The following is an 18,270-nucleotide window of genomic DNA, read 5'->3' on the forward strand; positions in this document are numbered from 1 at the left end:
ACGAATACACGTTTGCTAAGCAGGGAATGCTTAGCAGAAAATCGGCTTGCGCTCGCGCTCCGTCAGGTTCGCGACGCGCTTCTCGCTGTTCACACCGGCTTCGAGCGGTCGCCGACGAATTCATCGACCAGCTTGTCGACGAACTCTTCGACCCTCGCGGCCTCATGCGCGGCGACCGTCGCCATCGACGGCGCCGTCCCGCGGGCGGCAGCATCGGCCGCCGCGCTCGCCGTCGGCAGACGTGCGCGCCAGGCCGCGCGCGCCAGCATCAGCAGGTGGTAGTAAAGCCGCGCGCTAAAGCCGTAGTCGTAGGCGAACAGATGCGTGCGCGCGATCCGCCAGCCCGCGCGCGCGTCGCCGTTTCTCGCGTGAATCGACACGACGATCGGCACGAGCCGCCGCAGCGCCTGCCGCCGCGACGCTTCGAGCCGCGCCGGCAGACGCAGCGACTTCACGAACCCATACGCGCTCAACGGCGCTGCCGTGCTCGTGCCGCGCGTGCTGTGCGAAATCGACGTCGCGGTCTTCCGATACACCGACACGTAGTCGTGCAGATAAAACACCTCGCGCGCGGCAAGGCATAGCTCGGTGCCGAACACGTAGTCGCAGCAGACGCCGTACCGATCGTCGTAGCCGATCCGCTTCACGAGCCGCGCGTCGGCCATCCAGCCATTGTTCGGAAACATCTGGATCAGGCCGGTGCGGCCGGCGAGCGGCTGCAGACCCTCATTGGCCTGGGTGCGCCGGAACGCCGCGTTCAGGCGCTCGCTCGCGGCGAGGTCGATCGCACCGTCGTGATCCGCTTCGTACTGGGCGCCGAATGCCGCATCGAGCCCCGGATAGCACTGCCAGAGCGACACGAGTTTGCCGACGGCGTCGCTCGTCAGCAGATCGTCGTCGTGGATCAACAGGATCTTGTCGCCGCGCGCCCGCTCGAACAGGCTCGACACATTGCGCGCCTGGCCAAGCGGCCGCTCGTGCTTTTCGTAGCGCACGCGCGGCTCGTCGCGGTAACGCTGCAAGATCAGTTGCCGTGAGCGGGAGTCCGTCGAATCGTCGCCAATCACGATTTCCACATGCGGATAGCTTTGCGCGAGGCACGAGTCGACGCACTCGACGAGCAGCTCAGGACGATTGCAGGTCGGCACACAGATGGACACTTGGGCGATGGCCGCACGGGCGAGGCGAGTACTGGACGCGTTGGACATGAATGACGCCTTTTAACGATCGGAAGCGGCACGAACCGGCGCAAAGGGGAGCGGCCGGTTCGGAGGGCGCACACTTCGCTGCTAGCAGCAAAATAGTCCAAGGCGCTGAAAAAATATTCGGTAAAAATGAGGAAGAAATGTTTGCTTACAGAAAGGCACGGGAAGGCAAAAGTGATGCGGCCTGAATGCATGAAGCAGTCAGGCCGCCGTGGTACGGGGTTTTTTCAACCGACCGACGGTTCGTCGTCGCCGCGCTGTTTGCCCGGACGGTCCGCCGGGGACTGCTTGTGGCCCTCGCCGTGGCGCTCGGGCATCTTGCTCTTCGCATTGTCGCTATGCACGGCGTGGTGCGGATGCGCTAAATCCTCGGTCTGCGTGCCGGCCTCGCTTTTCGTTTCGTTTTCGCCCGGGTTTTTGGTTTCGCCTTGGGGTTTTTCCGTCGTCTTGCTCATCGCTGCTCTCCTGGAGGGAAGACAAGGCTCCGATAGCAAGATGCGGACCCCGGCGGCCGGCAAACAGCAATTCTGCGCTCAGGCCTTCGTCGGTCAGCGTAACCGAGCGCGTGGTGCGGTCGAACAGGCGAATGCCGAGGCGTGCTTCGAGCCGGGCAACCGAGCGGCTTACGCCCGATTGCGACATGTCGAGCGCTTCGCCCGCGGCCGCGAAACTGCCGCAATCGACGATCGCCATCAGCACGCCCATGCCGTTCAGCACGCGCTCATCGAATGGCATCGGGGGTACCTGCCGGGTAGCCATGGATGCCAGACATGCTAACGCGAAGACCTTTCGAATTCATGCGTTGACACGCGAGCAAACGCGTCGCGGGTCAACGCCCCGCGCTCTGCGCAGCCTGGCCGCGAATCACGCGCGTACCGTACGGGGCGTCGAGATGACGGAAGATCCACGCGGACACCAGCGTGATCACGCCGACGCACACGAAAGCGAGCCGGAAGCCGAGTTCCGCCGAGCCCCATTGATCCGCGAACAGATTGACGAGCCCGCCGCCGATCGACACGCCGAGCCCGATCGCCAGCATCTGCACCATCGAGAACAGGCTATTGCCCATGCCCGCGTCTTCGTGCGACAGGTCCTTCAGCGTGATGCTATTCATCGCCGCGTACTGCATCGAGTTGGCCGCGCCGAACACCGCGAGAATCGCGATTTCGACCACGAGCGGTGTGCCGCGCGAAATCAGCGAGAACGCGACGATCGCAGAGCCGACGATGATCGTGTTGACCAGCAGGAACGTGTCGTAGCCGTAGCGGCGCACGAGCGGCGCGATCCAGCGTTTCGCGAGCGTGCCGGCGAGCGCCGCGGGCAGCATCATCAGACCGGAGTGCAGCGGCGAGTAGCCGAGCTGCAACTGCAGCAGGAGCGGCACGAGGAACGGCACCGCGCTCGAACCGACCCGGCATACGAGGTTGCCGATCAGGCCGACGCTGAAATTCGGCTCGCCGAACAGCGACAGCCTGAATAGCGGATTGCCGCGGTTTCTCGCGTACGGAATGTAGGCGAGCGCGCAGGCGACCGCCAACGCGAACAGCCCCGCCGACCACGCCGCGCGATGCGACGGGACCGGCGCGTCGATCGCGAGCGAAAACGCGATCATGCACAGCGACAGCAGCGCGCAGCCGATCACATCGAAGGGCGGCGCCTGCGTCTCGTCATGCGACGGCAGAAAGCGGTGCACCGCGTACAGGCCGAGCGCGCCGATCGGCACGTTGATCAGAAAGATCCAGTGCCATGTGATCGCCTGCACGAACCAGCCGCCGAGCGTCGGCCCGGCGATCGGCCCGAGCTGGCCCGCGATCGAAATGAAGGCGAGCGCCGATACATATTGCTCGCCCGACACGCTGCGCAGCACCGCGAGACGTCCGATCGGCAGCAGCATCGAGCCGCCGAGGCCTTGCAGCACCCGCGCCATCACGAGCTCGCCGAGCGTGTGCGCGCTCGCGCAGCAGACTGAGCCGAGCACGAACACGAGAATCGCGGCGAAATAGACGCGGCGGGTGCCGAAGCGGTCGGCAAGCCAGCCGGAGGCGGGCGTCAGCATCGCCATCGTCAGCGTGTAGGCGACGACGACCGGTTGCATCGCGAGCGGCGCGACGTGCAGGCTGTTCGCGATCGACGGCAGCGCGGTGTTGACGATCGTCGTATCGAGCGACTGCATGAAGAAGCCGGCGGCGACGATCCACAGTAGAGCGGTTTGAGACGAATGCTTGGTCATGTTTTCGACAGCGGGCGCGGCGGCAAAGCGCCACCGAAGCGGGGACAGGCGGAATTCCGTCATCTTATTGGCATCCCCGTCAATCGGGAACCCCACTAAGCTCGCTGACTGTTATCGACAATGCCGATAAGCAGCGCGACAATCACGCATGCTAAATCCGATCTGGCTGAAGACCTTCTCGACCGTCGCAGCCTGCCATAGCTTCACCGAGGCGGGGCGGCGGCTCGACCTGACGCAGTCGAGCGTCAGCGAACATATCCGGCGCCTCGAACAGAGCGTGGGCCGGCGCCTGTTCGTGCGCGACACCCATTCGCTCGCGATGACGCCCGACGGCGAAGCGATGCTCGCGCATGCAAGCGTGATCCTGCAGGCGTTATCGCGCGCGGAGTCGCAATTTCGCGCGCCGCGTCTGAAGGGGCGCGTGCGGCTCGGCTCGTCGGACGACATCGCGCTCGGCCCGCTGCCCACCGTGCTGGCGGCGTTTCGCAATGCGCATCCCGACGTCGAGCTCGAAATCACGATCGGCATGACCGGCAGGCTCTACGAGCTGCTCGACGCGGGTGCGATCGATCTGCTGGTCGGCAAGCGCCGGCTCGGCGACCGGCGCGGCGTGCCGCTTTTCACCGGGCGGCTCGAATGGCTCGCGCGGACCGGCACGCTCGTCGATCTGAGCCAGCCGCTGCCACTGATTCTGGTCGCCGAGCCGAGCGTGACGCGCGCGGTCGTGCTCGATGCGCTCGCCGAAGCCGGCGCGAGCTGGCAGATCGTCTGCACGAGCAGCAGTCATTCCGGCTGTATCGCGGCTGCGCGCGGCGGACTCGGCATCACCGTGCGGCCACAATATCTGGCCGCACGCGGGCTCGCGCCGCCGTTGAATGCGGCCGGGTTGCCGACGTTGCCGTCGGTGGAATTCATTGCGCTGGCGGCGAAGCGCTTGAGCCGCCCGGCGGGCACGCTGCTGCAGTTGCTGCATGACAGCGATCTGCGCGGGTCGTGGATCGGCGAGTGAGGCGGGCAGTGCATCACCTCATGCCGCCGCTTATGCCGCCACTCAGGCCGGCATCTTCCGGAACGAAATCGCGAAGCGGTTCCAGGCATTGATCGCCGAGATGAGCAGTGTCAGGTCGACCAGTTCCTCGTCGCTGAAGTGCGGGCGCACCGCCTGCCATACCGCGTCGGGCACGTGATCGTGCGACACCAGCGTCACCGCTTCGGTCCACTCGAGCGCGGCGCGTTCGCGGTCCGTGAAGAACGGCGTTTCGCGCCACACGACGACGGTCGCGAGACGCCGCTCGGTTTCGCCGCCCTTGCGCGCGTCGCTCGTATGCATGTCGACGCAATACGCGCAGCCGTTGATCTGCGACGCGCGCAGCCGCACCAGTTCGGTCAGCGATTTTTCGAGCGCCGACTTGCCGATGCGCTCTTCGACGCCGAGCAGCGATTTGATCGCGGCAGGGTTGGCTTTGTAGAAGTCGAGACGTTGTTCCATGATGGGCTCCTGGGTGGATGGGACGCTGCGATGGATCGGACAGGTGTTAGCTTAGTCCGTCATCTGGATCATCAAAATGGCCGATTCCAGGTATTTTCAGGTAGCCACTTTGGGGCGTTGAGCGGGTCCGCATAGCATCCTTACCGCCGACGATGGCATCGTTGCCGCGTGCGGGCCGATTCGGTAAGGTGAGTCATCGACGCTTGCTTTGCGCCTTTCACCGTGACCCGGAGACCTGCCTCATGACCGTTGCCGCCGACCCATCCTCTGTGTCCACCTCGCCGATCCGCACCGATGTCCTGATCGTCGGCGCCGGTCCCGTGGGACTGTTCGCGGCATTCGAGGCCGGTGTGATCGGCCTCACCTGCCAGATCGTCGACATACTCGGAAGGGTCGGGGGCCAGTGCATCGAGCTGTATCCCGACAAGCCGATCTACGATATCCCTGCGATTCCGTCATGCACCTCGCGCGAACTGGTCGAGCGACTGGTCGCGCAATGCAAGCCGTTCGATGTGCCGATTCATCTCGAACAGCGCGTCGATACGGTCGATCAACGCGACGACGGCCGCTGGACCGTGCGCACCCAGCGCGGCCTCGTGTTCGACGTCGCGGCGATCCTGCTCGCCGCCGGCAATGGCGCGTTCGTCCCGCAAAAGCTCGGGCTCCCCGAGGCCGTGCCGCTGGAAAAGCGCTATGTGCACTACAGCGTGGCGCGCCTCGCCGATTTCGCCGACAAGAACGTGGTCGTCGCGGGCGGCGGCGATTCGGCGCTCGACTGGGCGCTGGCATTGCGCAAGGTCGCGCGGCGGGTGACCCTCGTGCATCGGCGCGCCGGCTTCAGCGCGGCCGATTCGAGCGTCGAGCTGATGCGGCGCGCGGTCGAGGCGGGTGAGATGGACTTCATCATCGGCGCGATCGCGGCGCTCGAGGTGGAAGACGGCGCGCTGCGTTCGCTGACGCTGCGGCAGATCCATGGCGAGACCCAGCTCGAAGCCGAACACCTGATCGCGCTGTATGGACTCGTCGCGGATCTCGGCCCGATCGCGCAGTGGGGACTGAAGATTCACGGCGGGCGTATCGATGTCGATACCTCGAACTACGAAAGCTCGCGGCCGGGCATCTTCGCCGTCGGCGACATCGCGAACTATTCGAACAAGCAGAAGCTGATCCTGTCAGGCTTTCACGAGGCGTCGCTCGCGCTGCGCAAGGCGTATGCATACGCGTATCCCGACAAGAAACGCGTGCATGTCCATTCGAGCTACGACACGAAGCTCGCGGAAAAGATCGGCGCGGCCGGTTGACGGCGTGCGCGCAAGCGCAGCGATGTCGAGCCGGACCGGCCATTGGCATCATTTTCCAGCGGGCTGACTCGCGGCGGCTGCGGCGCTCGCGGCCTTGTCTTTCTTCTTCGCCTCATGGTGGCCGATCGCGCAGCCCGCGGCCGCACCCGCCGTCCCATGATGTCCAGCAACGTGCCCGGTCACCCCGCCCACGACCGCGCCTTTGGCGCAGCCTTCGGCCTGCACGACGCTGGATGCGAAGCTCAATGCGGCGGCGAGGGCACACGGGGCCGCGAAGTTCATGGCGAAAGTCGTGAATACCTTTTTCAATTGACACTCCTGTTTTTGCTATCGAAGGGCAAAACGGAAAGCCGAAACCGCCGCGCGGCGACGCTTTCCGTGATGACCGACTAGCAATCGCGGGGCCTGCCGTTATAAGCTTTGCGCTTTGTGAGCCGGCGCGCGAGCGCCCTTCGCGACGCATCCCGACCCATGCGTGGGCCGCGCAACCGTTTTCGCGAAGGCTTCGGCGCCGGCCAGGCGCGAGGCTTGCTAAACACAACAATTCCAATTACGTGTCCGCCATGACCCAGCTTGATGCTTCTACTCTCCGCGTCCACGGCGAGCCCGCTCGAGTGCAGGCCGAGGCCGAGGCCGCGCCGTCGGCGCTCGTCGGCGTCGATTATTGGTCGCTCGTGCAGGCGATCTCGGACTACGCGATCTTTCTGCTCGACGCGAAAGGCCACGTCGTGAGCTGGAATGCCGGCGCGCAGAAGCTGAAGGGCTACACGGAAAACGAGATCGTCGGCCAGCATTTTTCGCGCTTCTACACCGAGGAAGCCGTCGCGCGCGGCTGGCCAGGCTACGAGCTGGAACAGGCGGCGCTCACCGGCCGCTTCGAGATCGAGGACTGGCGCGTGCGCAAGGACGGCACGACGTTCTGGTCGAACGTCGTGATCACCGCGATACGCAACGGGCAGGGCGAGGTCACCGGCTTCGCGAAGATCACGCGCGATCTGACCGCGCAGCGCGAATATCTCGAAGCGCTGCGCCAGAGCGAGGAGCGCTTCCGTCTGCTGGTCGATAGCGTGAAGGACTACGCGATCTTCATGCTCGATCCGCAAGGCTTCGTCGTCAGTTGGAACTCGGGCGCCGCGCGCATCAAGGGCTATACGCACGATGAAATCGTCGGCCGGCACTTCTCGCAGTTCTATGTTCCCGAGGAGGCCGCGGCCGGCAAGCCCGCGCGCGAGCTCGCGATCGCGCGGCAGATCGGCACCGTCGAAGACGAAGGCTGGCGCGTGCGCAAGGACGGCTCGACGTTCTGGGCCAACGTGATCATCACGGCCGTCTATGACGAATCCCGACGCTTGCGCGGCTTCGCCAAGGTCACGCGCGATCTGACCGAGCGGCGCCGGCGCGAGGAGCTCGAGCGCTCCGGTGAGCGCATGCGCGAATTTCTCGCGATGCTCGCGCACGAACTGCGCAATCCGCTCGCGCCGGTGCGCAACGCGGTCGGCACGATGCAGATGGAAGCCAATCTGAGCCCGGTGGTCGCGCGTGCGCGCGATCTGATCGATCGCCAGGTCACGCACCTGACGCGACTCGTCGACGATCTGCTCGATATCGGCCGAATTATGTCCGACAAGGTCGAACTGCGGATTGCGCGCGTCGACCTCACCGAACTCGTCACGCGTGCGATCGAAGCGGCGCGGCCGTTCACCGACTCGCGCGAGCAGCGCGTGGTCGCGCAGGTGACCAACGCCCCCGTGAGCATTCGCGGCGACATGACGCGGCTCGTGCAGGTGCTGCAAAACCTGCTGCACAACGCGTCGAAATTTTCCCCGCACGGCAGCGTGATCGAGATGCGTGGACGTGTCGACTTTCGCATGGCGGTGCTCGAAGTGCGCGACGCCGGCTGCGGTATTCCGGTGCGCTCGCTCGACAAGATCTTCGAGCTGTTCGCGCAGGAGAAGGAAGGGCAAAGTTTCGGCGAGGGCGGTCTTGGGATCGGCCTGACGCTGTGCAAGTCGCTCGTCGAAATGCATGGTGGCAGCATCGTCGCGAGCAGCGAAGGACCGGGGCTCGGCAGCACGTTCACTCTGAGTCTGCCGCTCTCGGCGCAGTCCGACACCGCGGAGAGCGGCGCGATCAATGCCGCGCCACACGTGCAGCCGCTGCGGATTCTGCTCATCGACGACAATCGCGATTCGGCCGACAGCCTCGCGATGCTGCTTGAACTGAAGGGCCACGAGGTGCGTATCGCCTACGAGGGCGAGCAGGCGCTGCAGATCGCGCCGCGCTTCTCACCGCATCTCGCGCTGATCGATCTGGCGATGCCGAAGATGGATGGCTATGCGACGCTCGCGGCGATGCGCGCGCTGCCCGAGATGGCTCGCACGATGTACGCGGCGATGACGGGCTTCGGTCATGCGAGCGATCTCGATCGCACTCGCAGCGCGGGTTTCCATGCGCACCTGGTGAAGCCGGTCGAGATGGCGGTCCTCGACGCGTTGCTCACGAAGGCCGATGGTCGACTGAGCGGAAGCGGGGGGACGTAGGCGCTTTTTCGCTGCGCGGCTGCCCCGTGAGCTGGGGCACGATGTTTGCTGTGACTCTGCATACGTTCCGGTCCGCCGCCGCTCGGCGGGCCGCGGATCGAATCGGTGCAGGGAGGCACGATGCTCGACACGCGCGACCACGCGGCCAGCTTCAAGGCCCAGTCACGGCAGATCTCGAATCAACACGGCGGCCGCGCACCGCCGCTCGACGATTTCCTGCGCGACGCGCGCTTCGATGCGAACGATCCCGCTGCTCTCGGAGCACTGCTCGCTGATCTTATCGAGCGCGGCTACGATCGCGTGCCGAGCTTGCCGTTGCCGGGGCATGGCGAGACGCTGGTGCGCTGGCGCGCGCTGGCCGCCGTTGCCGCGTGCGACCTCGGTCTCGTCAAACTGTTCGAAGGCCATACCGATGCGCTCGCGATTCTCGCCGAGCTGAACGGGCCGCTGCCGCCGCCGGCAAGCCGCTGGGGCGTGTGGGCAGCCGAAGCGCCGGACGCGCGAGTGCGCGCAGTCAATGAAGGAATCCAGAACGCTTCCGGCGAGGGCGCTCAGGTGCGCCTGTCCGGTACCAAAGCCTGGTGCTCCGGCGCGCAGGCGCTCACCCATGCGCTCGTGACCGCATGGCGCGATGACGAGCCGGTGCTCGCGGCCGTCGCGCTGGACCAGAACTCGATCTCGATCGACACATCGAAGTGGCAGGCCGTCGGCATGAGGGCGACCGCGAGCGCCGATGTGACGTTCAACGACACCGTGGCGACGCTCGTCGGCGCGCCGCATGAATATCTGCGGCGCGCGGGCTTCTGGCATGGCGGCGCCGGTATCGCCGCGTGCTGGTACGGCGCGGCCGCGCAGATCGGCCGCACGCTGCGCGACGCGTGCGCGCGGCGCGCGGATGCGCATCGGCTGGCTCATCTCGGCGCGACCGATGTCGCGTTGCGGTCGGCCGCCGCGGTGTTGCGTGAAACCGCCGCGTGGATCGACGCGCGACCTTCGGATGATGCGCAGACGCGCGTGTTGCGCGCGCGTCTGGCCGTCGAGCAGGCCGCGAGCGCCGTCATCGATCATGCGACGCGCGCGCTTGGCGCGGGTCCGTTGTGCCGCGACGCGCGCTTCGCGCGAGCGCTCGCCGACCTGCCGGTGTTTCTGCGGCAAAGCCACGCGCAACGCGATCTCGCCGCGCTTGGCGAACGGCTCGTTGCGCGCGCTGACACGACCGCAGTGCCGGCATCGGATCACGCGTCGTCGCAAACACTCACATCGTGGACGCTATGACCTTTATTCCCCAGCCTTCGGAGGATCGCTGCGATGAGCTCGCCGATGCCGTACTTCGATGAACTTTACCGACGCAGCGACGACCCGTGGCGTTTGCGCGAAGGCTGGTACGAACGCCGCAAGCGTTCGCTGACGCTCGCGCTGCTGCCGCGGCCGCGCTATCGCAACGGCTTCGAACCGGGCTGCGCGAACGGCGAGTTGACGGCCGGGCTCGCGACGCGCTGCGACGCACTGCTCGCTGCCGATCTGCACCCGCGCGCCGTCGAGCTCGCGCGCGAACGCGTCGCGGGCGCACCGAACGTGCGGATCCAACAGCGCAGCGTGCCGTGCGAATGGCCGACGGAGCACGGGCCGTTCGATCTGATCGTGATCAGCGAGTTTGCGTACTACCTCGACGCGGCCGAGCTCGAAACGCTGGCCGCGCGCATCGCTGGTTCGCTGACGACCGACGGCACGCTGCTCGCCTGCCATTGGCGCCGGCCGTTCGCCGAAGCGCGCGAATCGGCCGACCGCGCGCACGCGCTATTCGATTCGCGCTGCGGCCTCGCACGTCTCGCGCATCACGACGAAGCCGACTTGCTGATCGACGTGTGGTCGCGCGACGCACGTTCGGTCGCGCAGCGAGAGGGGCTTCTATGATCGGCGTGATCGTCCCGGCGCATAACGAAGAGGCGTTGATCGCGGGGTGCCTCGCGGCCTTGCTCGAAGCGTCGCGACATGAAGCGCTCGCCGGCGAAGAGGTGCGGATCGTCGTCGCGCTCGACGCGTGCAGCGATTTCAGCGGAGCGATCGCGCGCGCTTACGGCGTGCAGACGCTGACGCTGAAGGCGCGCAACGTCGGGATCGCACGGGCGCTGGGCGCCTCGCTGCTGCTCGCGCTCGGCGCGCGCTGGCTCGCGTTTACCGATGCCGACAGCCGCGTGTCGCCGGATTGGCTCGCTGCGCAATTGGCGCTGGGCGCCGATGCGGTGTGCGGCTCGATCGCCGTCGACGACTGGAGCGCGCATCCGCACAGCGTGCGCGAATATTTTCGCAAGACCTATATCGACGCCGACGGACATCGTCACGTGCACGGCGCGAATCTCGGCGTATCCGCGCAAGCCTATCGGCGCGCGGGCGGCTTTCCGCCGCTCAAGTGCAGCGAGGACGTTGCGCTCGTCGATCGCCTGATCGCGACGGGCGCGCGCATCGCGTGGAGCGCCGCGCCGCGCGTGACCACGAGCGCGCGTACCGCGGCCCGCGCGCGCGGCGGTTTCGGCGACACGCTCATTGCATGGGCGACGGATGGCGCGCTGGCCTGAGCGACGGCGCTGCGCCGCGAGCTGGTCTCGCTCGCAACCATCCGGATACCGGAGCATTGGCACGGCAATACGCCGCGGGGAGGACGAACATGATGGACGCGCTTTTCGTTCTATTCGGCCAGGGCAGGGAACTCGACCCGTTGCAGATGGGGCTGCGCTCGATCGTCGTGTTCGTGATCGCGATCGTGCTGATTCGCGTATCGGGGCGGCGCTCGTTCGGTCAGCGCACGCCGTTCGATCTGGTCGTCGTGATTCTGCTCGGCGCGATGCTGAGCCGCGCGATTGTCGGGGCGTCGCCGTTCATCGCGACCGTGGTCGCGTCGCTGGTGATCGTCGTATGTCACCGGGTGCTCGCGTGGGCGTTCATACGTTCGCGCCGCTTCGAGCTGCTGGTGTGCGGCGTCGAGCGCGAGGTGTTCAGCGACGGCAAGTTCCACGCGAACGAAATGCACGCGGCGCTCATCACGCGCACCGACATCGAGGAAAGCGTGCGGCAGAAAACCGGCTCGCGCTCGATGGACAACGTGGCCGCCGCGATCCTCGAACGCAATGGCGAGGTGAGCGTGATACGCAAGCGCGAGTGAGCGCCTGAACGCGGGAAGGGCGGGGCGTTTGTGCGGGCGGGCTATAAGGGCTCGACGCGCGGCTCAGCCGCGCCCGCCTCGCGAAATCTCCGAGCCCGCGCCGCGCGGCAAGCGCAGCGTGACGGGAATCGACGCGAACGAGCACAGCCCGACCACCAGAAACGCGGGCCAGAAATCCGACCACGTGATGCTCGGATGCCCATTCAGTGCGCGCGAAATCTGCAGCACGATCCCGCCGACCGTCACGCCGAGACCGAGCGACATCTGCTGCACGACGCTGCCGAGACTCGTCGCGCGGCCGATGTCGCGGCTCGCAATCTCCGCGTAGGTGAGCGAATTGAGGCTGGTGAATTGCAATGCAGGGAAGAAGCCGCCGAGCAGCACGACGACCCAGATGATCCACGTCGGCGTGTGCGGGAAAAAGAGTCCGCACGCGGCGATCGAAATGCCCGATAGCGCCGCGTTGAACACGAGCACCTGGCGAAAGCCGAAGCGGCGCAGCACGGTGGAGGCGATCGTGCGCATGAACATGCCGCCGAACGCGGACGCGCAGGTGATCAGCCCCGATTGGAACGCGCTCATGCCGTGGCCTTCCTGCAGCAGCAGCGGCAGCAGGAACGGCAGCGCGCCGAGACCGATGCGAAACAGCGAGCCGCCGAGCACGCTCGCCTGGAAAGTCGGCACCTTGAAAAAGCGCAGGTCGAGCAGCGGCAGCGCGACGCGCTGCGCGTACACGACGTAGATCGCGAGCAGCATCGCACCGAGCGCGCACATGCCGAACGCGTCGGTATTCGAAATCAGTTCGCCGCCGACCAGCGACAAACCGAGCAGCAGCAGCACCGCGCCCGCCGCCGACAGCAGGAAGCCGATCCAGTCGAGCGGGCCGGGGTCCGGTTCTCGCGTATTGGCGATATAGCGATTGGTCAGATAAATGCCGAGAATGCCGATCGGCACGTTGATGAAGAAGATCAGACGCCAGTGCAGATACGTGGTGATGAAGCCGCCGAGCAGCGGACCGGCAGCGGGGCCGAGCATCGCGGGCACGCTCAGATAATTCATCGCGCGGATGAAGTCGGCTTTTTCCACCACGCGAAAGATGATGATCCGCCCGACCGGCACCATCATCGCGCCGCCAACGCCCTGAATGAAACGCGCAACCGTGAAAGTGGCAAGCGAGTTCGACGCCGCGCACAACAGCGAGCCCGTGACGAAGATGCCGATCGCCGTGCGGAACACCGTGCGGGCGCCGAACTTGTCGGCGAGCCAGCCGCAGACCGGGATGAACACGCCGAGCCCGAGCACGTAGCTCGTGACCGCGATTTTCAGCGTGACCGGGTCGCGGGCGAAATCGCGCGCCATGGCCGGCAGCGCGGTGACGATCACATTCGCGTCGACGCTTTCCATGAACATCGCGCACGCGACGATAAGGGGCGCAATCAGAGCTTTCTGAGTCTGGGCGACGGTCATGGCGGCGAGGCTGCGGCGAAGCGTCGCAGGCAAAGGGGGCATTATTGCACCTGTACGGTGCGGATTGTTAATACCTGCGCGGCCGATGCCGCCCCTTCACCTATTTCTGTATCCGGCACGCGACGGCGGCGGTGCGACACCGCCAATAAATATTGATTTTTGTTGCGCTGCGGCACGAGATGGCTATAATCGGGTTATCGCTTAGGTATAAACCCTTAGTCAGGAGCCGCCATGAACACCGCATCGACTGTCGTCCGTTCCACCCCCGCCGCCACCACGTTCTTCGGCAAGCTGCGTGCGCTGGCGCTGCATGCGCTGAACCTGCATCTGCAGAACTGCGCGGTGATCGCCGAAGCGTATCGTCGCCCGCAATAAGCGCGTATTGCGCGCGCGGGCCGCGCAAGACCCGCCAACCGTGTCGATGCCCGCTCGCGTAGCGGGCATTGTGCTTTCTGGCCCCGCCAGGCAGGGCGCGTTCAGCGCGTCATCCGCGCCGTCGACATCAGTCCCCAAAGAGTAGCCCTCCCATCGGGCCAGTTCTGGCCCGCCATCGCCGTTTCCCTTCCAGATATCGCTCGCGCGCTTTTGACGCGCGACGCGTAGGTGAATTGACAGCAAAATTGCTATTGCTGTCAACCTTTTGCACGTTTTGCCGTTATCACTTTGTAATCGCCGCCACAGGCGATACCGCGCGTGACGCACCCGTCGCCGCGACCGCTCTCGCAAGGCCCGCATTGACCATGTTCCACCGACTTCAACACAGTTTCGAGCGCCTGCGCGCGCTGCCCGGCCGTGCAGCGAAAGTGCTTGGCAGCCGGGGACTTCTGTCGCCCGTGCTCGCGCTCGTTATTTGCGGGCTGCTGTTGGTCGTGCTGCAGCATCTGTCGGAGGCGGTGAATTACCGTTCGGTGATGCGCGAACTGCGCGAGCTGTCGCCGCGCGAGTGGATCGGCGCGCTCGGCGCGACCGCGCTTAGCTACGTCGCGCTGGTCGGGCGCGACGCGGTCGGCCTGCGCTATCTCGGCGCGAGCGTGCCGCGCGCGGCGCTGTGGGTCGGCGCGACGGCCGGCTCGGCGCTCGGCAATGCGACCGGTTTCGGCGCGCTGACGGGCGGAGCGGTGCGCGCGCGCGTGTACGGCGTCGCGAACATCACGCCCGCGCAGATCGGCCGCATGACCGTGTTCACGAGCGTGTCGCTCGCACTCGCCCTGGTATTGATGACCGCGCTGGGCATGCTCGGCATGGCCGCACAGCTCGCGCCGATGCTGCATCTGTCGCCGGTCGCGCTGCGCTGGAGCGGCGCTGCGCTGCTGATCGCGCTGGCGCTCGCCGCCGCCGCGTGCCGCCGCGAAACGCGGCCGATTCGCACGCGCTGGCAGTGGCTCTCGTTCGATATTCCCGCGCGCCGTGATCTGCTCGCGCAGGTCGCGCTGGCGGTGCTCGACGTGGTCGCCGCAGGTCTCGCGCTGTGGGCATTGCTGCCGCATGCGAACGTGAGCTTCATCGGCTTCATCACCGTCTACGCGGCCGCGATGCTGCTCGGCCTGATCGGCCATACGCCTGGCGGGGTCGGCGTGTTCGAGGCGGCGATGGTGTTCACGCTGAGCGGCAGCGTGCCGATGCATCAGATGGTCGCCGCGCTGCTCGCGTATCGCGCGATCTATTTCGGCGTGCCGCTGATCGTCTCCGCGGCGCTGCTCGCGGGCTTCGAGGGGCGCGCGCTGAAGAACCGTCTGTCGATGCTGCAGGCGCAGCGCGTGTCGGAACTCGCGCCGCTGTTTCTGAGCCTCGTTACGTTCGTGGTCGGCGGCATGCTGGTCATCTCGAGCGCGACGCCGGCGTTCTGGCAGCGCATTCATGTGCTGCGCGACGTGGTACCGCTGTGGGTGCTCGAAAGCTCGGCGATGCTGTGCAGCGTGCTCGGCGTGCTGCTGTTGTTCGTCGCGCGTGGGCTGCTGCGGCGGCTCGATGCGGCATGGTGGATGACGCTCGCGCTCGCATTGCTGAGCCTTGCGCTGTCGCTGACCAAGGGTCTCGCATTCGTCGAAGCTGGTGTGCTTGGCATGCTGATCGTGCTGCTGCTCGCGACGCGCAAGCGTTTCAACCGTCATTCGTCGCTGTTCGCCGAGCGTTTCACGGCCGGCTGGCTCGTGTCGATCGCGATGGTGCTGATGTTCGCGACGTGGGTCATGCTGTTCGCTTTCCGTGACGTGCCGTACACGCGCGACCTGTGGTGGCAATTCGCGTTCGACGAGCGCGCGCCGCGCGCGCTGCGCGCGACGCTCGCCGCCAGCGTGTTCGCCGCGACCTTTTCGTTCTGGCAATTGCTACGTCCGGCGCCGGGCCGCTTCGTGAAGCCGGCGCCCGAAGATCTGCTCGACGCCGCGCGCATCGTGCGCGCGCAGGAACGCAGCGATGCCGGTCTCGCGTTGATGGGCGACAAGAGCTTCCTGTTTTCGGAATCGCGCGAGGCGTTCCTGATGTACGCGAAATACGGCCGCACGTGGGCCGCGTTGCACGATCCGGTGGGGCCGCGCGAAGAGTGGGCGGGTCTCATCAAAAAGTTCGTCGCGCTCGCGCATGCGCACGGCGGTCGCGCCGCGTTCTACCAGGTGCGCGCGAATGCGCTCCCGCTGTATCTCGACGCCGGCCTCACGCTGATGAAGCTCGGCGAGGAAGCGCACGTCGTGCTCGACGACTTCGATCTGAAGGGCTCGCACCGCGCGCATCTGCGCTATGCGCTCAAGCGCGGCGAGCGCGACGGCTTTAGCGTCGAAGTGATCGATCAGGCGCGCGTGCCGGCGTCGCTCGAAACGCTGCGCGGCATTTCCGATGGCTGGCTCGGCAGCCACGATGCGCGCGAGAAGAGTTTCTCGGTCGCCGCTTTCCACGACGAATACCTCGCCGCGCAGTCGGTGATGCTGGTGCGCCAGAACGGCGAACCGGTCGCGTTCGTCACCTTCATGACGACCGATATGAATACCGAGGCGACCGTCGGCGTGATGCGTCACGTCGAAAGCGCGTCGCCGTACGCGATGGAATATCTGTTCACGCAACTCGCGCTGCATCTGAAGCAGGCGGGCTTCCGCTCGCTCAGTCTCGGCATTGCGCCGCTCTCCGGCGTGCAGCCGACTCCGCTCGCGTCGCGCTGGCATCGGCTGGCCGGCATCGTGTGGCGCTTCGGCGGCCGCTTCTATAACTTCCGCGGACTGCGTGCTTTCAAGAGCAAGTTCCAACCGCGCTGGGAGCCGCGTTATCTCGCGGCATCCGGTTCGGGCGTGTTCTTCACGCTCGCGGACCTGTCGCTGCTGGCAGGAGGCCGGCGTTCATGACATTGCATCCGTTGTTCCGGCTCGCCGTCGCGGCGAGCGTTCTGAGTTGCGGCGCGCTCGCGCACGCGGCCACCACCACCGTACCGGGCGGCCGCTATGGCGACGTGCGCGTCACGCAGCCCGAGGGGCCGCTGCGCGGCTTCGTCGTACTGTATTCACAGGCGAGCGGCTGGAGCGCGGCCGATCAGCAGAGCGCCGATGCGCTCGCGAAAGCGGGCGCAATGACGGTCGGCGTCGATACCGCGCGCTACGAGGCCAACCTTGCCGCGAAAAAAGAAACCTGCCATCAACTGGTGGGCGATGCCGAGGCGCTTAGCCATCAGCTCGAACGACAATCGCAGTCGAGCCGCTACTTCGCGCCGATCGTCGCGGGTACGGGGCAGGGCGCAACGCTGGCGATGCACGTGCTCGAGCAGGCGCCGTCCAATACGATCGCGGGCGCGGTGTCGGTCGACGCCGACCGCACGCTCGACGCGCGCTTCGAGCCGTGTCCGCCCGACCCGACCGTGATCCGCGACAAGGTGCCGGGCTTCGTCGAAAAGGCGAGCACGGGCAACGCCGATCGCGCGCGTCTGGTCGCTTTGCTGACGCCGCATCTGCAGCCGCTCTCGACGAGTGCCGACGACGTCTCCGACCTGCCGCTGATCGAGTTGCCGGCCGCGCATCCGAACGGCCTGATGGCGATCGTGATTTCCGGCGATGGCGGCTGGCGCGATCTCGATAAGACGATCGCGCAGGCGTTGCAGAAAGATGGCGTGTCGGTGGTCGGCTGGGACAGCCTGCGCTATTTCTGGAGCGAGAAGCCGCCCGCGCAAACGAGCCGCGATCTCGCGCGCGTGATGCAAACCTATGGCGAGCGCTGGCACGCGCAGCACGTTGCGCTGATCGGCTATTCGTTCGGCGCCGATGTGATGCCGTTTGCGTATAACCGTCTGCCGCAGGCGCAGCGCGATAAGGTGTCGCTGATGTCGCTGCTCGGCTTCGCGCCCGACGCCGACTTCCAGATCCGCGTCGGCGGCTGGCTCGGCATGCCCGCGAGTGACAAGGCGCTGAACGTGCGGCCCGAGTTGACGCATGTGCCGCCGTCGATCGTTCAATGCTTTTATGGCGAGAGCGAGACCGACACGCTGTGTCCGGCGCTCGACAAGAGCGGTGTAGAAGTCATCCGCACCTCCGGCGACCATCACTTCGGCCGCGATTACAACGCGCTGGAGCGACGCATTCTCGCGGCATTCAAGAAGCAGAGCGGCGTGCGCGATTGATTGCGGCGTTGGCTGTATCAGCGGGGCGCGCTTGACGGCGCGCCCCGTTTTTTTGCTGGTCCGTTCTGGCCGGAACCGTGGTCCGCGGAGATTGACAAAGCCTGCCAAGTCGACGAAGATCGTCGGCATGAACTGCCTCGACATCCGTATTGCGCTGATTATTAGCATCATTCATCGAATGGTGGGTTAGCGCGCGTCGACTTGCAGTGACACATAACCCGCCAAACGAGGCGGGTTTTTTTATGTCCGCTTTCAGGTTCATTCTCTATCTGCCTCCTGGCGAA

17 protein-coding genes and 1 pseudogene are annotated in these 18,270 nt (G+C 66.1%); 10 read left to right on the forward strand and 8 right to left on the reverse strand.

The window, feature by feature from the left end:
• Positions 1-89: 89 nt before the first annotated feature.
• From AB3X96_RS04340 to AB3X96_RS04355, 4 genes and pseudogenes are all read right to left on the reverse strand, one after another.
• The gene (locus AB3X96_RS04340) at positions 90-1,208 is read right to left on the reverse strand and encodes a glycosyltransferase family 2 protein (RefSeq protein ID WP_368588724.1); all 1,119 of its coding nucleotides are present in this window, start codon (positions 1,206-1,208) and stop codon (positions 90-92) included.
• Positions 1,209-1,432: 224 nt separating this feature from the next.
• Entirely contained in the window at positions 1,433-1,660 is a 228-nt protein-coding gene (locus AB3X96_RS04345) for a hypothetical protein (protein WP_368588725.1), read from the reverse strand.
• Positions 1,661-1,745: 85 nt separating this feature from the next.
• Positions 1,746-1,940 (reverse strand): annotated as a pseudogene (locus AB3X96_RS04350) (LysR family transcriptional regulator); the annotation flags it as partial.
• A 94-nt stretch (positions 1,941-2,034) separates the two neighbouring features.
• On the reverse strand, positions 2,035-3,498 hold the full coding sequence (locus AB3X96_RS04355) for a DHA2 family efflux MFS transporter permease subunit (protein ID WP_368588726.1): 1,464 nt from the start codon (positions 3,496-3,498) through the stop codon (positions 2,035-2,037).
• A gap of 85 nt (positions 3,499-3,583) precedes the next feature.
• Between AB3X96_RS04355 and AB3X96_RS04360 the strand changes: the two genes are divergently transcribed.
• Entirely contained in the window at positions 3,584-4,444 is an 861-nt protein-coding gene (locus AB3X96_RS04360; RefSeq protein WP_018435610.1) for a LysR family transcriptional regulator, read from the forward strand.
• A gap of 42 nt (positions 4,445-4,486) precedes the next feature.
• Here the strand turns inward: AB3X96_RS04360 and AB3X96_RS04365 are convergent, their stop codons facing one another.
• The gene (locus AB3X96_RS04365; protein WP_176108382.1) at positions 4,487-4,924 is read right to left on the reverse strand and encodes a carboxymuconolactone decarboxylase family protein; all 438 of its coding nucleotides are present in this window, start codon (positions 4,922-4,924) and stop codon (positions 4,487-4,489) included.
• 242 nt (positions 4,925-5,166) lie between these two features.
• On the opposite strand from AB3X96_RS04365, the gene AB3X96_RS04370 reads away from it, so the two are divergent.
• Positions 5,167-6,225 (forward strand): NAD(P)/FAD-dependent oxidoreductase, encoded by a 1,059-nt coding sequence (locus AB3X96_RS04370; protein ID WP_368588727.1) that lies wholly within the window; start codon positions 5,167-5,169, stop codon positions 6,223-6,225.
• 48 nt (positions 6,226-6,273) lie between these two features.
• Here AB3X96_RS04370 and AB3X96_RS04375 read toward each other — a convergent pair whose 3' ends face one another.
• Entirely contained in the window at positions 6,274-6,507 is a 234-nt protein-coding gene (locus tag AB3X96_RS04375) for a hypothetical protein (protein ID WP_368589060.1), read from the reverse strand.
• 281 nt (positions 6,508-6,788) lie between these two features.
• Between AB3X96_RS04375 and AB3X96_RS04380 the strand changes: the two genes are divergently transcribed.
• The 5 genes from AB3X96_RS04380 to AB3X96_RS04400 all read left to right on the forward strand — a co-directional run bounded on the left by AB3X96_RS04380 (position 6,789) and on the right by AB3X96_RS04400 (position 11,925).
• A complete protein-coding gene (locus tag AB3X96_RS04380) occupies positions 6,789-8,765 on the forward strand; it encodes a PAS domain S-box protein (RefSeq protein WP_368588728.1) in 1,977 nt (658 codons plus the stop codon).
• Positions 8,766-8,885: 120 nt separating this feature from the next.
• Positions 8,886-10,040, forward strand: a complete 1,155-nt coding sequence (locus AB3X96_RS04385) for an acyl-CoA dehydrogenase (RefSeq protein ID WP_368588729.1) — start codon at positions 8,886-8,888, stop codon at positions 10,038-10,040.
• Positions 10,041-10,073: 33 nt separating this feature from the next.
• Positions 10,074-10,679: an SAM-dependent methyltransferase gene (locus tag AB3X96_RS04390; protein WP_368588730.1), complete on the forward strand. Its 606-nt coding sequence runs from the start codon at positions 10,074-10,076 to the stop codon at positions 10,677-10,679.
• Positions 10,676-11,341, forward strand: coding sequence for a glycosyltransferase family 2 protein (locus AB3X96_RS04395; RefSeq protein WP_368588731.1), 666 nt, complete (start codon positions 10,676-10,678; stop codon positions 11,339-11,341). The genes AB3X96_RS04390 and AB3X96_RS04395 overlap by 4 nt, the downstream gene beginning before the upstream one ends.
• A gap of 89 nt (positions 11,342-11,430) precedes the next feature.
• Positions 11,431-11,925, forward strand: a complete 495-nt coding sequence (locus AB3X96_RS04400; protein ID WP_368588732.1) for a DUF421 domain-containing protein — start codon at positions 11,431-11,433, stop codon at positions 11,923-11,925.
• 63 nt (positions 11,926-11,988) lie between these two features.
• Here the strand turns inward: AB3X96_RS04400 and AB3X96_RS04405 are convergent, their stop codons facing one another.
• Positions 11,989-13,392 carry an MFS transporter gene (locus AB3X96_RS04405; protein ID WP_368589061.1) on the reverse strand — a complete coding sequence of 468 codons (1,404 nt, stop codon included), beginning with the start codon at positions 13,390-13,392 and terminating at the stop codon, positions 11,989-11,991.
• A 231-nt stretch (positions 13,393-13,623) separates the two neighbouring features.
• On the opposite strand from AB3X96_RS04405, the gene AB3X96_RS04410 reads away from it, so the two are divergent.
• The 3 genes from AB3X96_RS04410 to AB3X96_RS04420 all read left to right on the forward strand — a co-directional run bounded on the left by AB3X96_RS04410 (position 13,624) and on the right by AB3X96_RS04420 (position 17,986).
• Positions 13,624-13,767 carry a hypothetical protein gene (locus AB3X96_RS04410; protein WP_013089588.1) on the forward strand — a complete coding sequence of 48 codons (144 nt, stop codon included), beginning with the start codon at positions 13,624-13,626 and terminating at the stop codon, positions 13,765-13,767.
• A gap of 365 nt (positions 13,768-14,132) precedes the next feature.
• Positions 14,133-16,724 (forward strand): bifunctional lysylphosphatidylglycerol flippase/synthetase MprF, encoded by a 2,592-nt coding sequence (mprF, locus tag AB3X96_RS04415; protein WP_368588733.1) that lies wholly within the window; start codon positions 14,133-14,135, stop codon positions 16,722-16,724.
• Complete coding sequence (locus tag AB3X96_RS04420) at positions 16,721-17,986, forward strand: virulence factor family protein (RefSeq protein WP_368588734.1); 1,266 nt, start codon at positions 16,721-16,723, stop codon at positions 17,984-17,986. The genes mprF and AB3X96_RS04420 overlap by 4 nt, the downstream gene beginning before the upstream one ends.
• Here AB3X96_RS04420 and AB3X96_RS04425 read toward each other — a convergent pair.
• The gene (locus tag AB3X96_RS04425) at positions 17,958-18,248 is read right to left on the reverse strand and encodes a hypothetical protein (protein WP_368588735.1); all 291 of its coding nucleotides are present in this window, start codon (positions 18,246-18,248) and stop codon (positions 17,958-17,960) included. The genes AB3X96_RS04420 and AB3X96_RS04425 overlap by 29 nt on opposite strands.
• Positions 18,249-18,270: the final 22 nt, after the last annotated feature.

It is taken from the genome of Paraburkholderia sp. BR13439 (assembly GCF_040948805.1).
GTDB lineage: Bacteria > Pseudomonadota > Gammaproteobacteria > Burkholderiales > Burkholderiaceae > Paraburkholderia > Paraburkholderia youngii.

Excerpts from the sequence above, each read along its gene's own strand:
- AB3X96_RS04340 (WP_368588724.1), bottom strand. The coding sequence starts at position 1,208 with ATGTCCAACGCGTCCAGTACTCGCCTCGCCCGTGCGGCCATCGCCCAA.
- AB3X96_RS04345 (WP_368588725.1), bottom strand. The coding sequence starts at position 1,660 with ATGAGCAAGACGACGGAAAAACCCCAAGGCGAAACCAAAAACCCGGGC.
- AB3X96_RS04355 (WP_368588726.1), bottom strand. The coding sequence starts at position 3,498 with ATGACGGAATTCCGCCTGTCCCCGCTTCGGTGGCGCTTTGCCGCCGCG.
- AB3X96_RS04360 (WP_018435610.1), top strand. The coding sequence starts at position 3,584 with ATGCTAAATCCGATCTGGCTGAAGACCTTCTCGACCGTCGCAGCCTGC.
- AB3X96_RS04365 (WP_176108382.1), bottom strand. The coding sequence starts at position 4,924 with ATGGAACAACGTCTCGACTTCTACAAAGCCAACCCTGCCGCGATCAAA.
- AB3X96_RS04370 (WP_368588727.1), top strand. The coding sequence starts at position 5,167 with ATGACCGTTGCCGCCGACCCATCCTCTGTGTCCACCTCGCCGATCCGC.
- AB3X96_RS04375 (WP_368589060.1), bottom strand. The coding sequence starts at position 6,507 with ATGAACTTCGCGGCCCCGTGTGCCCTCGCCGCCGCATTGAGCTTCGCA.
- AB3X96_RS04380 (WP_368588728.1), top strand. The coding sequence starts at position 6,789 with ATGACCCAGCTTGATGCTTCTACTCTCCGCGTCCACGGCGAGCCCGCT.
- AB3X96_RS04385 (WP_368588729.1), top strand. The coding sequence starts at position 8,886 with ATGCTCGACACGCGCGACCACGCGGCCAGCTTCAAGGCCCAGTCACGG.
- AB3X96_RS04390 (WP_368588730.1), top strand. The coding sequence starts at position 10,074 with ATGAGCTCGCCGATGCCGTACTTCGATGAACTTTACCGACGCAGCGAC.
- AB3X96_RS04395 (WP_368588731.1), top strand. The coding sequence starts at position 10,676 with ATGATCGGCGTGATCGTCCCGGCGCATAACGAAGAGGCGTTGATCGCG.
- AB3X96_RS04400 (WP_368588732.1), top strand. The coding sequence starts at position 11,431 with ATGATGGACGCGCTTTTCGTTCTATTCGGCCAGGGCAGGGAACTCGAC.
- AB3X96_RS04405 (WP_368589061.1), bottom strand. The coding sequence starts at position 13,392 with ATGACCGTCGCCCAGACTCAGAAAGCTCTGATTGCGCCCCTTATCGTC.
- AB3X96_RS04410 (WP_013089588.1), top strand. The coding sequence starts at position 13,624 with ATGAACACCGCATCGACTGTCGTCCGTTCCACCCCCGCCGCCACCACG.
- mprF (WP_368588733.1), top strand. The coding sequence starts at position 14,133 with ATGTTCCACCGACTTCAACACAGTTTCGAGCGCCTGCGCGCGCTGCCC.
- AB3X96_RS04420 (WP_368588734.1), top strand. The coding sequence starts at position 16,721 with ATGACATTGCATCCGTTGTTCCGGCTCGCCGTCGCGGCGAGCGTTCTG.
- AB3X96_RS04425 (WP_368588735.1), bottom strand. The coding sequence starts at position 18,248 with ATGAACCTGAAAGCGGACATAAAAAAACCCGCCTCGTTTGGCGGGTTA.